The sequence below is a fragment of the Paenibacillus sp. FSL H7-0735 genome (assembly GCF_038008505.1).
GTDB classification, from domain to species: Bacteria; Bacillota; Bacilli; order Paenibacillales; family Paenibacillaceae; genus Paenibacillus_AQ; species Paenibacillus_AQ odorifer.
The window spans coordinates 221658-236725 of record NZ_JBBOZH010000001.1 but is presented as its reverse complement, the minus strand read 5'-3'; the positions used below and the strand labels follow the sequence as shown (position 1 = coordinate 236725).

At 45.4% G+C, this 15068-nt stretch carries 13 protein-coding genes; all 13 read right to left on the bottom strand.

The genetic code is table 11. From position 1 onward, the window contains the following. Positions 1-53: 53 nt before the first annotated feature. Positions 54-323 carry an HPr family phosphocarrier protein gene (locus NSS82_RS01155; protein WP_036687106.1) on the bottom strand — a complete coding sequence of 90 codons (270 nt, stop codon included), beginning with the start codon at positions 321-323 and terminating at the stop codon, positions 54-56. 97 nt (positions 324-420) lie between these two features. Next, positions 421-1350, bottom strand: a complete 930-nt coding sequence (whiA, locus tag NSS82_RS01150; RefSeq protein ID WP_036687104.1) for a DNA-binding protein WhiA — start codon at positions 1348-1350, stop codon at positions 421-423. A gap of 45 nt (positions 1351-1395) precedes the next feature. Next, positions 1396-2343, bottom strand: coding sequence for a gluconeogenesis factor YvcK family protein (locus NSS82_RS01145; protein ID WP_169744815.1), 948 nt, complete (start codon positions 2341-2343; stop codon positions 1396-1398). 54 nt (positions 2344-2397) lie between these two features. Beyond that, on the bottom strand, positions 2398-3297 hold the full coding sequence (gene rapZ, locus NSS82_RS01140; RefSeq protein WP_036687099.1) for an RNase adapter RapZ: 900 nt from the start codon (positions 3295-3297) through the stop codon (positions 2398-2400). Positions 3298-3343: 46 nt separating this feature from the next. Next, positions 3344-4294 carry an ROK family glucokinase gene (locus NSS82_RS01135; RefSeq protein WP_036687097.1) on the bottom strand — a complete coding sequence of 317 codons (951 nt, stop codon included), beginning with the start codon at positions 4292-4294 and terminating at the stop codon, positions 3344-3346. A gap of 209 nt (positions 4295-4503) precedes the next feature. Continuing rightward, complete coding sequence (locus NSS82_RS01130) at positions 4504-5763, bottom strand: DUF438 domain-containing protein (RefSeq protein WP_076105203.1); 1260 nt, start codon at positions 5761-5763, stop codon at positions 4504-4506. A 15-nt stretch (positions 5764-5778) separates the two neighbouring features. Next, complete coding sequence (locus NSS82_RS01125) at positions 5779-6003, bottom strand: DUF1858 domain-containing protein (protein ID WP_076272821.1); 225 nt, start codon at positions 6001-6003, stop codon at positions 5779-5781. A gap of 208 nt (positions 6004-6211) precedes the next feature. Continuing rightward, complete coding sequence (locus NSS82_RS01120; protein WP_076272831.1) at positions 6212-7702, bottom strand: UxaA family hydrolase; 1491 nt, start codon at positions 7700-7702, stop codon at positions 6212-6214. A gap of 33 nt (positions 7703-7735) precedes the next feature. Continuing rightward, positions 7736-9205 (bottom strand): tagaturonate reductase, encoded by a 1470-nt coding sequence (locus NSS82_RS01115; protein ID WP_076272822.1) that lies wholly within the window; start codon positions 9203-9205, stop codon positions 7736-7738. A gap of 149 nt (positions 9206-9354) precedes the next feature. Next, positions 9355-10359, bottom strand: coding sequence for a LacI family DNA-binding transcriptional regulator (locus NSS82_RS01110; protein ID WP_076105201.1), 1005 nt, complete (start codon positions 10357-10359; stop codon positions 9355-9357). A gap of 57 nt (positions 10360-10416) precedes the next feature. Continuing rightward, complete coding sequence (gene uxaC / locus NSS82_RS01105) at positions 10417-11844, bottom strand: glucuronate isomerase (protein WP_076105200.1); 1428 nt, start codon at positions 11842-11844, stop codon at positions 10417-10419. 351 nt (positions 11845-12195) lie between these two features. After that, positions 12196-13149 carry a thioredoxin-disulfide reductase gene (gene trxB, locus NSS82_RS01100; protein WP_036687084.1) on the bottom strand — a complete coding sequence of 318 codons (954 nt, stop codon included), beginning with the start codon at positions 13147-13149 and terminating at the stop codon, positions 12196-12198. A 151-nt stretch (positions 13150-13300) separates the two neighbouring features. Then, positions 13301-15040, bottom strand: a complete 1740-nt coding sequence (locus tag NSS82_RS01095; protein WP_076105199.1) for a tetratricopeptide repeat protein — start codon at positions 15038-15040, stop codon at positions 13301-13303. Positions 15041-15068: the final 28 nt, after the last annotated feature.

The window sequence follows — 15068 nt, the reverse complement described above, 5'->3', positions numbered from 1 at the left end:
TTTGGTCATGCGATAAATAAAGTCTTCCTAGCAGAAACGATGTTGTCTTCCTATTATTGGTTCTCAAGCTCTTCTTTGCTGACCAGACTTGTCAAAGCGTTTACAGCTTGATCGGCATCCGCACCGTCCGCGCTAATGTAAATCTCCGTGCCGGAACTGATAGCGAGGCTCATAATCCCCATAATACTTTTAGCATTTACTTTTTTATCATCTTTTTCCACGAAAATCTCCGACGAAAACTTGTTAGCTTCTTGCACAAACAATGCTGCCGGTCGGGCATGAAGCCCTGTCTTCAACCGAACAACTACCGGGTGCTTTGTCATGAAACGCTTACCCCCTAATTGAGTTCTCCCCAAAAGTTTCACATTAATTTTATATTATTATATCATTATAACGTAAACCACACTAGAAAAAAAGTAATTAGCCGCCTCGAACCTTGTCCGCCAGCTCATCAATCTTACGAAGCCGATGATTTACTCCCGACTTACTGACTGTACCTTTGAGCATTTCACCAACCTCCTTGAGGTTGATATCTGGATGCGCCATTCGAATTTCTGCTACTTCACGCAGTTTATCCGGCAAATTCTCCAGTCCCATTTCTCGCTGCAACAGCTTGATATTCTCAATCTGCCGCACCGCAGCACTTATTGTTTTGTTGAGATTTGCGGTCTCGCAGTTCACGATCCGATTCACGGAATTACGCATATCGCGCATAATTCTTACATCCTCAAATTTGAACAACGCCTGATGCGCTCCAATCAAACTTAAGAATTCAATGATCTTCTCGCCTTCTTTAATATAAAGAATGAATCCTTTTTTACGTTCAATACAGCGTGCATTTAAGTGGAATTCCCCAGCCAGATCCACTAATGCTTTACAATGTTCCTCATACATCGAGGAAATCTCCAAATGGTAGGAGGAGCCTTCCGGATTATTAACCGATCCGCCAGCCAGAAAAGCACCGCGCAAATAAGCACGCTTGCAGCAGTTATTCCCAACAATCTCATCATCAATACCATCGGTAAAAATAAATCCTTCCGACACAATTCTAAGATCCTTTAGGATCTCTTGTACACGGTTTGGAATTCTGACGATATAGACGTTATTTTTCTTCAAACGCATTTTTTTACGCACGAGTAGCTCAATATGGACCTGGTAATATTTCTTAAGTAAAGAATATACCCGCCTTGCAATCGCGGCGTTCTCCGTCGAAATGTCGAGAATAACCTTTTTGCTTGAAAGCTGCACAGATCCATTCATACGGATAAGCGCTGACATTTCCGCCTTCTCGCAGCAGGGTTCACTCTCCACCATCGTCAGCTCTTTTTTGGTAAGGGCCGCAAAAGACAAGGGTCTCACCTCTTTCTTGATAAGTACTTCATTCTCATCTATAAGTTATACCCTAGGGTTTCTGTTTATCCAATCCTGCACAAGCTGATAAATGTGATGGCTAAGCTTATCGGTATCATGTCTCAAATAAGTTCGGAATAAAACCAGTTTATCGGCTATAACCTTGTATCCATTGCCATCCAGCGCTTCTTTATCAAGCTGCACCGGGCGCGCGCCCTTCTCGGCGTACTTCGTCTGGACCTGTTCCGGAATCTCACCGTCATTAACAATAACATAATCGAATAAATCGATCCCGATATGATCATATACAGCTTGAAGATGATCGCTGACGGTATAGTTATCCGTTTCACCCGGCTGAGTCATTACGTTGCAGACGAAAATTTTGATAGCATTCGAAGATACAACCGCTTCTGCCAGTTTCGGAACAAGCAGGTTGGGAAGAATGCTCGTATACAGACTGCCAGGACCCAGCAGGATCGCATCTGCATTCCGAATCGCCTCAAGCGCTTCGGGCAACGGTTCTACATCTGGCGGCTCCAAGGACACTCGTCTGATGATCCCGCCAGCTTCAGGGATTTTGGACTCCCCTGTGATAATCGTGCCGTCCGACATTTCTGCATGCAGGATTACAGCTTCACCGGCCGCAGGCAATACCCGGCCGCGAACAGCGAATAATCTACTGAGCTCCCGAACAGCCGTAACGAAATCGCCAGATATATCCGTGAGCGCAGCAAGAATCAAGTTGCCGAGACTATGACCAGCTAGTCCCTCACCCGTGTTGAAACGGTATCTCATAATCTCTGCCATGAGCGGCTCAACATCAGCCATAGCTGTCAATACGTTGCGGATGTCCCCAGGAGGAGGCATTTGCAGTTCACTGCGTAAAATACCAGAGCTTCCCCCATCATCGGCAACGGTAACAATAGCAGTAATATCTAATGGCTTCTCTTTTAAACCACGAAGCATGACAGATAACCCCGTGCCACCGCCCATAACGACGATACGTGGACGCTGTCTTTGTTCTTCAGCCACTATGACCCCTTCTCTCTAGTGCCGATCACGCTCGGAATCCCTATGACTAACGGTTACGGATTCCGTCTCGCTAACGCCCAGCATTTTACCCAAATACTCGGATATGGCTACGGAACGGTGTTTACCTCCCGTACAGCCAATGCCAATGATAATCTGGGACTTACCTTCCTTACGATATTGCGGAATTAGAAAATGAAGCATATCGAGCAGTTTGGTCAGGAACACCTGTGTTTCAGGCCACTTCATTACATAATCGTAGACTTCACTATCCTGGCCGGTTTTAGGCCGCAGATGGTCCACATAATGTGGGTTAGGCAAGAAGCGGACATCGAAGACAAGATCTGCATCAATAGGGATACCGTACTTAAATCCGAAGGATGTAATATTGACGGAAAGCGTACTTTTTCCTAGATGCGAAAACCGTGAAATGATCTTCTCCTTAAGCTGCACAGGCTTCATACTGCTGGTATCTAAACATAACGTAGCTGAATTTTTCAATTCTTCAAGCATCTTACGTTCTAGCTTGATACCATCAAGCGGCAGCCCCTTAGGTGCTAATGGATGATGACGTCGACTTTCCTTGTAACGCTGAACAAGTACTGAATCTGTAGCATCCAAAAACAAGATCTCACAGCCAATGGTTGACTCATCCTTGATATAGGCAAGAGACTCAGACAAAGCAGTGAAGAATTCTCGACCACGCAGGTCAATTACAAGGGCTACCTTGGCAATCTTACCCTTCGACTGTTCAATTAGCTCTGCGAACTTGGGAATCAGCACCGGTGGTAAATTATCGACACAGAAGAACCCTAGGTCTTCCAGACTCTGTACAGCAATTGTCTTCCCCGCACCTGACATTCCCGTAATAATAATCAGGGTGGCTCCAGCCGTTGGGGTATTGTCCAATTCGGTCATAAAAGCGTCCCCTCCCTAGATTTAGTATATGAATACTTCCCGTCTTTTAAGAACGCAGCAAAAGGCCGGCAGCCCCAACAATACCTGCGTCATTGCCAAGCTCAGCTGGAATAATCGAAACACCAGTTTGAAGCGGAGCCGGTGTCAATTTCGCAAACACACGACGAACCTCATCAAATAGAATATCTCCAGCCTTAGACACGCCGCCGCCAACGATAAATACTTCAGGGTTAAGCACAGCCGCAACAGAAGCCATGGATTTACCCAGATAGTACGCTGCACGATTTACTATACGGATAGCTACTTCATCGCCAGCCTTAGCCGCATCAAAGACTTCTTTCGCAGCAATCTTCTCTACCATAGAGAGGGAAGTACGATCGCCACGAGCTACTGCATCATTAGCCATGCGGATAATACCTGTAGCGGAGGAAACGGTTTCCAGACAGCCCATGTTGCCACAGCCGCATTGAATAGCTTCCAGATCCGGCACTACTGTGATATGTCCAAGCTCACCAGCTAATCCCGCAAAACCTTGATAAATCTTTCCATTAATAATGATTCCGCCACCGACACCTGTTCCAAGCGTATAGCAGACACAGTTATCAACGCCACGTCCCGCACCACTCCAAGCTTCCCCCAGTGCAGCCACATTCGCATCATTGTCTATTTTGACAGGCTTGTTCCAACGATCTTCCAAAATGGAACGGATCGGCACATCTCTAAATCCTATGTTAGGCGCAAGGATGATGATTCCTTCACGAATATTTGTGAACCCGGCTACACCCGCTCCTACACCTGCAAGCTGATCCCAAGAGTACGGGGAATCCTCCACAATTTGGCGTACATACTTCTCGATATTATCGATAACAGTATCGACACCCTCTGCAGTTCCTGTAGGTCCCTCATAAGTATGTAGCAGGGTACCTTCAGCATTACAGATTCCAACCTTAATTGCAGTTCCACCCAAATCCACGCCAACGTAGATATTCTCAGACATGTAACAAGCCACCTTTTTTTATACTAAAATAGTTAATCCTAAGTACCAACTATAATAGAAGCCCTCTCTGTGGTCAAGGAAAGACAACACACCCGGGAATTCCTTATTTTAAGAGTATACTCTATTATATTCTAAAAAGACCCCCTTACGCCTAAGTAAGAGAGTCTTGTACCTATATTATTATCTGGAAAATAACCCAACGTACCGATTTATTCTGATAAAATGCGCTTTTGTCCCTCTAGTGCTCGGATAGGAGCGATATTCTGTGTGAACTCTAGCGTGCCCATATATTGGCCTGACTCGTCTCGTACAGCGAAGTAACGGATGTAGATAAACTTATCCTTGATGTTGATCCAGAAGTCTTCAGCATCCTTACGACCTGCCTTAAAGTCTTCCAAAAGCTTCTCTACCACATGAACACTTTGCGGGGGATGACAGTTCTGTACTGTACGGCCGATAACCGCTTTAGTTCGAGCAAAGATACGTTCCTTCCCGTGTGAAAAATATCGAACGACATCATTCTCGTCAATGAAGGTTAGATCTACAGGCAGATGGTTGAGTACGGTCTCGAGCTGATGCAGTGACAACAACCCTGTCTCAAAACGGATGAACCCGCCTTGCGGCGTCGCTCCTTCTGTTTCTTCCGGCACTGCGCCTTCCGGCTCTGCAGCCCGCTCAGGGATCCACTCCTGCTCCGGTGCGGTTAGGCAGAACCCGATCTCATCGCTCTCCCGGGCGATTTTGACCCATTCATCTTCCGTCAGTTTGTCCAGGGCCATGGGCAGTAGAATATTTTCTTCCTTAAAGATCATTTCATTAACTTCCTTGATGATCTCCTCAAGCTGAACGCCTATTTCTGCTGCGTTTCCGCTATAAGTGCTGAGCGCTGCTTTTGCCTCTTTAATCATACGGCGGATATTATCATCCACTCCCCACATTACCTTGGTTGGGCCATAAATGCCGTATTTTTCGAGGTATGGGAACAGCAGATTTTCTTTTCGGCTATAGTGCTTATCAAGATCCAGCAGCAAGCTAAGATCCTCCAACAACTTGAAGATCAATTCCTCACTATCGTTCTTTTGAAACTTTGTTGCGTGCAGATCCATGCGGAAGTTAACAAGTCTTTCGATCTCACGATTCTCCAATTTGAAGGTGTGTACTGGATGGCCTGGCTGCTCCTCGGGCTTAGACGAGCGGTGAATCTGCTCAATAGAGCCTTTAAAGATGGCTGTATGCACCGAACAAAGACGTTGGACCTCGGATACCGGAATTCCTTCTTCGGTCATTAATGAATGCTCCATCGCGGAAATCTCCGCTACGGTAACATCACCCACAGCTTCGGCGAACCGCGCCTTAACCTCTTCTACACTTTTGCCTGCATGCAGCTCTTTAATAATTTCCTTAAGCATAGCCTGGCGACGAGTCTGTTCCGGCACATCAACTTCACGGTTGTTAATTAGTTCGCTCATATTAACACTCCTTTATTAAATAATCTCGAAACCATGACGTTCAAAAGTTACCTTCACGTGCTCGAGATCCATTTTCTTCAGCTTAATTCCTTTGGATAAGGTCATGAAACGGCCAGCGGTCTGCAGCATGCCAGGCTTGGCAATATCCTTAAAGCCCAGCTCTACCATAATCTCGATGACCTCCGGATGCCGTGATACCATCTCGAATATAGATTCATCCAAACTCAGCACTTTTTCCATTTGACTCTTCTCCTTTATATGAGAACTATTCTCAATAAAAGATTAGCACAGGCCGTACAGGACCATTGTGATTGCAATCACTAATTTCCAAGAATGCAATTATCGTTCTTTTAAAGACGAATTATGTATGCTTTGAACCTAAAAAAAACTGTCCCCTACGCTTAAAAAGCATAAGAGACAGCCTGATCTGTCATTAATTAATTATTTATTATAGCGTTACTCCTGTTTTGAATATGGAGATCTCACGGAAATTATTCTTTTCATTATTAACCCATTCACCGCTGGCCACCGAAATAATATAGTTTATGAAGCTGCGCAGGACCTCATCTGGAGAACCATCTTCCACCAATACACCTGCATTAAAATCGATCCAGTGACGTTTGCCTTCATACAATGGGGTATTGGTAGATACCTTCATCGTTGGCACGAATGTACCAAATGGTGTTCCCCGCCCGGTCGTAAAGATCACCAATTGGCAGCCAGCAGCAGCCAGTGCAGAGGAAGCCACTAGATCATTGCCAGGTGCGTTAAGGAGATTTAAGCCTTTATTAGTGATAAGCTCTCCATACTTGAGTACATCCATCACTGTAGCGTTCCCGGATTTTTGAGTACAACCCAATGATTTATCCTCAAGCGTAGTAATCCCTCCGGCTTTATTCCCTGGAGAAGGATTTTCATATACCGGCTGTTTATAGTCCATAAAATACTGCTTAAAGTCATTAATGAGATCGACAATTTTGTGGAAAATATTTTCGTCCGCAGCACGTTCCATTAGAATTTTTTCGGCACCGAACATTTCAGGTACTTCAGTCAGTACAGTGGTCCCGCCTTGAGCAGCCATATAATCAGACAGACGTCCAAGGAGCGGATTCGCAGTAATACCGGATAACCCGTCGGAGCCTCCACATTTCAGACCGATTTTCAGCTCAGAGAGTGATACCTCTTCCCTTTGATCGCCTTGGACATTATTATAGATTTCCTTCAGCAGCTTCACGCCTTCTTCAATCTCATTCCCAACCTCCTGGGAGACAAGGAAACGCACACGATCCTCATCATAACTGCCAAGCATATCTTTAAAAATATGCAAATTGTTATTCTCACAGCCCAATCCGAGCACAAGCACGCCGCCCGCATTCGGGTGTTTAACCGCGTTAGCCAGAATCGTTCGCGTATTGTCATGATCATCGCCCAGCTGGGAGCAACCGTAATTATGCTTAAGCACGAGCACGTTATCGAAAGGTGCGATATCCCCAACCTCTGCTTTGAAAATATTGATGATCTGCTCCGCCACTCCATTCACACAACCAACAGTAGGGACGATCCACAGCTCATTGCGGATACCTACAGTTCCATCAAAGCGGCGATATCCCTTAAAGGTCAAATTCTCCGCTGCAAAAGGATTCGGCGTCAGCTTCTGCTCAAAGGTATATTCCTCTACCCCTGTTAGGTTTGTCTTAGTGTTATGGGTATGCACCCACTGCCCCGGCGCGATAGACGCTATAGCATGACCAATGGGGTAACCATATTTCAATACGTTTTCACCTTCGCTAATGCTGGATAGTGCAATTTTATGGCCTCTAGCGATATCTTCAGTAATTTTAATCTCTTTTGAACCAATCACAATGGTGTCGCCTGCTTTATAGTCTTTAAGTGCAACAGCGACATTATCAGCCTCATTAATCTGCAATACTTCTTTCATCGTCTTGATCATATCATTGTCACCTCCAGGGTATTAGTTGTGTGCCGGTCTCTTCACGAACGCTTGTAAGGCTTGCTTCATGCCATTTTTCTCAATCGCAATCAGTCCTTCTGTCACCTTGTCAGTAAGTCCAGCCACTTCATTCAGATCACAGCCCCAGCGATTGGTTGCGGCAAGTACTTCGACGGCCAGTGCGCGCAGCCCGGTGTCTGTGCCATCCCATCCTCCCCATAAGGAGGCGAACCATTCCAAAATATCCGCATCATCAGCCAGTTGAATGTTTTCTTCCCCTCTGCGTCCTCTATAGAAGGCAATTAATGCGCTTAATGAGAAGACGAGCTTTTCAGGCAATTGTCCTTTGGCCTCTACATATTGCAGTAAAGAAGGCAGATCTCTTGTCTTAAACTTCGATATAGAATTGAGGGAAATGCTCATCAAGTAATGCTGCACATAAGGGTTTAGGAATCTTTCTAATACCGCGTCTGCAAAAGAATTCAATTCCTCTGCCGGCAGATCCAGCGTTGGAATAATCTCATCGTAGATTAAGGACTTCACGTACGCCCCAACCTCTTCGTGCTCAATGGCCTCAGCAACCGTATCAATACCGTACAAATACGCTACGGGTGTCATAGCTGTATGAGCTCCGTTTAAAATCCTCACTTTACGAGTCCGATAAGGGGCCATATCATCCACCACCAACACATTAAGACCTGCTAGTTCAGCCGGGAACTCCTTTTTAATCCACTGTGGTCCTTCAATTACCCAAAGATGGAATTGCTCGCCGACAACGACCAGCTTATCCTCATAACCCAACTCTTCTGTAATCTCGGCAATGCTGTCTCTTGGATAACCGGGAACAATGCGGTCCACCAGACTGCAGCAGAAGGTATTAGCTTCATTCAACCAGTTCACAAAACCTTCTCCAAGATTCCACAGCTCAGCATATTTCAAAATAACCTTCTTGAGCTCATCGCCATTCCGGTCAATCAGCTCGCATGGAATGATGATAAAACCTTTAGAAGCATCCCCATTAAAAATTTGATAACGTTTGTACAATAAGGCCGTCAGCTTGCCTGGGAAACTACTCTGCGGCGTATCGGTTAACTTGTCACCGGCTTCAAAAGCAATTCCCGCTTCAGTAGTATTAGACACGATAAAGCGCAGCTCAGGGTTCTCAGCCAGCTTCATATACTCCTCATGCTGTGAATAGGGATTAAGCGTCCGCGTAATACAATTAATTACCTCGTGTTCTTTTACAGCCGCTCCGTCTTTAATGCCTTGCAGATAAAGGGTATACAGCCCATCCTGATCATTTAGCATTTCCGCCAGTCCGTTAGCCAACGGCTGTACAACAACCACTCCACCATTGAAATCCGTTTTTTGATTCATAGTATGAATCTGCCAATCTACAAAGGCGCGCATGAAATTGCCTTCGCCAAATTGTAGAACCTTCTCAGGATACTGCTTGTAAGCTGTCCAATTATCACTATTTAATCTTTTCATATTAACGCCTCCTAATAGTAAATGCACACGATAAACTTGTTAAATAAACTATATAAAATCATATTTATATTACTAATTGATTAAATACATGCAAATTTTAGATAGCAACCCTTTACGAAGGTAAAGGATTAGGCTGCTATGCGCAGCCTCTACTTCTGCAACTTCCTGACTGATTCTCTGGCAATAAGCTCTGTCTCGATCGAGATCCGCCCGTCTTTTTCTGAGGGTTCCTTGACCAAGCTTAACAGCTGGCGAGCGCCTTGCTCACTAATCTTCTCAATAGGACGTTTGACCGTGGTGAGTGAAGGATTGGCAAAAAGTGAAAACCCAATGTCGTCAAAACCAACAACAGAGATATCATTTGGCACCTGCAGCCCTCGCTCAAACACGCCTTTCATAGCCCCGATCGCCATATCATCATTGGAGCAAAATACAGCAGTCGGTGGCTTCTCGAGATCCAGCAGCTTGCCCATCGCCTCATATCCACTTTGCATATCATAACTACCGCTTATCATGTAGTCATTACGAACAGGGATATTATGGTCAATCAAAGCTTTTATAAAGCCATCTCTGCGTTCTTGCGTGGATTTAAAGCCCTCCACACCTTCAATAATTGCAATGTCTTGATGCCCGTTTTCGATCAGGTATTTGCCTGCATTATAAGCACCTTCCCGGTCGTTCGAGATGATGTTGATAATGGAGCGGTCATCAATTTCCCGGTTCAGCACAACGATTGGAATGCCTTGCTGGACAACATGGTAAATGAATTTATTATCAGCTTCACTCTGGCTCATTAGAATAATTCCATCAAAACGTTTGCGATGAATAGAGGAGTAATCCGCATAATCGTCGATCCCACGGATGAACAGATTGTACTCTACATCTATGACCCTATTTACACCACGAATCGTATCAGAGAAGAAACCAGAAGTTGTGCCGTTGGCAATGCTCGTGAAGAACAGACCAATGGTATAGGATCGCTGCATCACAAGGCTTTTGGCATTGTAATTAGGGACGTAACCCACTTGCGCAGCGATCTCGGCAATTTTTTTACGTGTGACCTCTTTAATTAGTGGACTATTGTTAAGTGCTCTCGATACAGTTGTATGCGATACATTCGCCAATTTGGCGATATCCTTGATTGTAGGTGCCATGGGTCAACCTTCCTTATCAAACGGGTTTGGCTCTTCCATGTAAGGATATCATAACGATTACCTAGTCACCAATGCCTGTTTCGAGAAATTAAAATAATGATCAGCGTTATTGTAACAGATGTTCTCAATCATACTGCCCAGTAAATCCATATCATCCGGGGCTTCTCCAGCTTCTACCCAAGAGCCTACCAGGTCACACAGGATTCTTCTAAAGTACTCATGTCTGGTATACGATAAAAAGCTTCTGGAGTCTGTTAACATCCCAACAAATTGGCTAAGTACGCCTAGATTAGCAAGTGTCTTCATCTGTTCCAGCATGCCGTCTTTATTATCGTTGTACCACCATGCGGTTCCGAATTGAATTTTCCCTGGAATACCGCCGCCCTGGAAGCTGCCCATTAGACTGGCAATCACATGATTATCATTAGGGTTCAGTGAGTACAAAATGGTCTTAGGCAACGCATTCTCACGATCCAGCGCATCGAGCAGACCCGCCAAAGGCTTAGCAATCACGCCGTCATTGATAGAATCATAACCCGTGTCAGGTCCGAGACGTCCGAACATTACGCTGTTGTTATTCCGTAGCGCATGAATATGGAATTGCATCGCCCAATCCAGCTCGTTATACAATTTGCCGAGGAATACTAGCGTGAATCCTTTATATTTCTTTTCTTCACTCTCACTTACAGTGCCTTCATGAAGTGCTTTAGCGAATATAGCTGTAGCTTCCTCCAAGGTAGTTGGCTCAAACATTACCGCATCCAAAGCATGGTCAGATACACGGCCGGCTCTCGCGTGGAAGAATCTCACTCTGCTCTCCAATGCTGCAAGAAACTGTCCGTAATTCTCAACAGCCATTCCCGAAACTTCGCTTAGCTGGGCTACCCACGGCTGGAAGGTTGGACGGTTGATTTCAAGCGCTTTATCTGGCCGGAATCCCGGCACAACGCTAGCATTGAACCCACTCAGATTACTGATTTTCTCATGATATTCCAGATTATCTACAGGATCATCGGTAGTACAAACCGTAGTCACCTTCGATTTAATGATCAAATCTCTTGCTCCGAATCCTTCACTTTGTAGCTGTCTATTCACTTCATCCCAAATTTTTGGTGCGCTAGCTTCATTCAGCAACTCATATACACCGAAGAAACGTTGCAGCTCCAGATGCGTCCAATGGTATAGCGGATTCCCGATAATCATCGGAACCGTTCTAGCCCAGGCCATAAATTTATCATAATCACTTGCATCGCCAGTAATGAATTTCTCTTCTATACCGTTAGCGCGCATCACTCTCCATTTATAATGGTCGCCATACAGCCAAGCTTCGGTAATATTGTTGAACGTTTTGTTCTCATAAATTTCTTTTGGACTGAGGTGGCAATGATAATCGATAATGGGCATGTCTTTCGCATGATTATGAAACAGCTTAATTGCGGTCTCGCTCGACAATAGAAAGTTCTCATCCATGAATTTTTTACTCATGAGGTTTGCTGCTCTCCTTTAAGTTCAAATGGGAGTTACACAAAGTTTAACGTGAACATTTATTCAATCAGTTGATTTCCTAATAAATATTTTAAACTTAAAATTATTGCTTGTAATAGGTATCAATATAAATTGTTCACGTTAACATTATATCTTCATTGTAAACGTATTTTTAAAATGCGCAAGTCTTTTTATAAGGACATTGTTACAGTTATTTTAACTTCCGAGCGGTAATAAATAAACAACATATTTAATTTCCGGACACGGCCCCACCATTATAAAAAAAGCAGGCAACCTTTTAGAAAAAGGATCACCTGCTTATATGTCATCGGACTACGATTTCTCGCAAAATTAACTATCCAGTGTTTCGCTCCAGTCATGCACCATCGTGCCCTCTAGGTACTTCTCGGCATCCATTGCTGCCATACAGCCAGATCCCGCTGCAGAAATTGCCTGACGATAACGGGTATCCTGCACGTCGCCACAAGCGAATACGCCCGGGATGTTCGTTTCTGTCGTTCCAGGGTTGACCACAATGTAGCCGTTGGTATCGGTCGTAATTTGTCCCCCTAAAAATCCGGTGTTCGGCGTGTGCCCGATCGCGACAAACACTCCGTCCGCTTCGATGAGTTCATCAATTCCCGTCTCATTGTTGCGAACCGTCAGCCCTTTAACGCCAGACTCGTCGGTTGTAACCTCAAGCGGTGTACGGTTAAGAGCCCACGATACCTTACTGTTATCCCGTGCGCGAGCCTGCATAATCTTCGAAGCTCTAAGCTCATCACGACGGTGAACCAATGTTACATTGGAAGCGAATCGGGTTAAAAAGCTGGCTTCCTCCATCGCTGAATCTCCACCACCGACGACAATAATCTTTTTGCCACGGAAAAAGAATCCGTCACAAGTAGCACAAGTGCTGACCCCACGGCCCACATTCTCCTGCTCCCCGGGGATTCCTAAATATCTGGCAGATGCGCCGGTTGAGATGATCACTGACTCCGCTTCTAATACTCCCAATCCATCTACAGTCACTTTAAATGGACGCTGTGAAAAATCAACTGAATCCACCCAGCCATTCTTAAATTCAGCTCCAAAACGTTCAGCCTGCTTGCGCATGTTGTCCATTAAATCCGGGCCTAGAATTCCTTCAGGAAAGCCTGGGAAGTTCTCGACTTCTGTTGTCGTTGTCAGTTGTCCACCTGGTTGCATACCTTCAATCACAAGTGGGTTTAGGTTGGCACGTGCCAAATAAATTGCAGCAGTAAGCCCGGCTGGGCCTGTTCCGATTACAATCGTTTTGTACATAACAGTGGCCTCCTCACAATAGGGTTTATTTAGAAGAAACGGGCCCTTTTTTGGCATGCATAGCCGCCTTCGGTGCCCCTATAAGGAACATTAGCGTTTACGCAAGACATATAAAAAGGGCTCCGTTTCTACGAAATACTACATGATCGATTTAGATATTCTCGGTAAATGGCGGAAGACTGTCGCTCACACTTCCCTCGAAACTACATTCCTCATCTATGCGCCGAGCATAACGACTGACCATAGATACAGAAACATTGTAACGCTGAGCTACTTCACGGTAGGTGACCGGCAGGTTATGCGTTTTAGCAATTAGATATTCTAAGGCAGCACACCAGCCATTCGCATGACGGATAAACGGAATATCCGGATAAAGGCTGCTCAGAAATTGCTTCCAAAGTAATTCAGCATCTTTTTTGTGGATTGCATCATATCTTCGATCCATCATACTAAGGGTCTGATCGATAACTTTCTGCCAATCCTCTCTCCATTCCGGCAGTCCCTTCAGACGCAGGGAAGAGGTTTCTTTGACTTCCTGAAGCACATTCTCTTCAGGAACACTTCCAATCAGCCGCTGCAGACTAAGAAGTGCCGCTTCTTGCAGCTTTTCTTCCTGCAAGGGCTGCTGCTTCAGAAGTCCTTGCAGAATTTCGGACATCTCTTCATCTTCAATCCACCGCAGAGCTTCTGTAACCTGAAGCTTCGTATTGGCATCCCCGTAGCGGAGCGCCCAGAAGAAGGAAGAGCGAAGCAGCGGATTGTTCCGTACCTCTTCGGTAAAGCTGCCCTTGTTGTCCTTCCACAGCTTCAGCTGCTCCTGAAAAGGAAGCTGATAGTTGTAGCTGACCAGCGACAGCGTTTTGCCTTCCCCCTGCGCCTGCTGCAGCTGAGCTAGAAAAAATCTCGGCACAGCCGATTCCGGATCGAGCTTAGCCGCCTTCTGCCAGCAGCGCTGGGCTTCTGTATACAGGCCACTATTGCTGGCAGCAGCCGCACAATAATGATAGAGACTGGCGTCGCCACCGACCTCTTCATCCTTCAACAGACGTCTAAAATGGCCATAGGCGGTTCTATGGCGTCCCAGAATCCCCATGGTGGTGGCCATTTTGAACAGATGCTCCTGATGAAACGGAATAGTGGTCTCCAGAAGGCGTAACAATCCATCCAGTTGTCCGCGGTCACCTTCATACTGAAGGAAGATCGCTAAGTTACAGAGTGCATGCAAATTCCCGGAGTCCTGCTCCAGCACCCGCATAATACATTCCTTAGCTTTGGTAAAACGACCCATGTAAAAATACGCTAGGGCTAGGTTGTTATGTGCCGCCAGGAAGTCAGGCGTATTGCTCACAATCTCTTCAAGCAAAGTGACGGCTTGTGTAAACTTGCCCTCCTCCAACAGTGCTCGGGCTCGCTCATGCTCTATTACACCTTCCCGGCTTCTAATCCGGATAAGTGGAGCAGGACGGTCCAGCTCATATTGCAGCAGCTCCATCAATTCTTCCGATTCGGCCAGAAATTCACCGTTCACATCTTCTTCGAGATAAGTGACGAGTGAGCGTTCTGCCTCCTCATAGCTTTCCATATTGGCGAAGTTGTTAGCCATATAGAAATAACATTCCGTCATTGCCGGATCAATATTCTCCAGTACATGGGTTAAAATGTCATTGGACGCTTCATAATTACCCATTTCTGATAATACGCCAGCCACGTTGCAATGATTGACCGGATTCTCCGGCTCGTACTCTACAGCTTTGCGAAAATTCTTTAATGCCTTATCATATTGAAAGCGATCCAAGGACCGAACGGCTCTTTCAAAGAAAAAATTGGCATTCAGAGTTACAGGAATCACATTATCATTCCCCAGTTCATACTCTGAAGTTCTCTCAATCATGGAAGCAAGGCACCTCCCTTATAAGAAG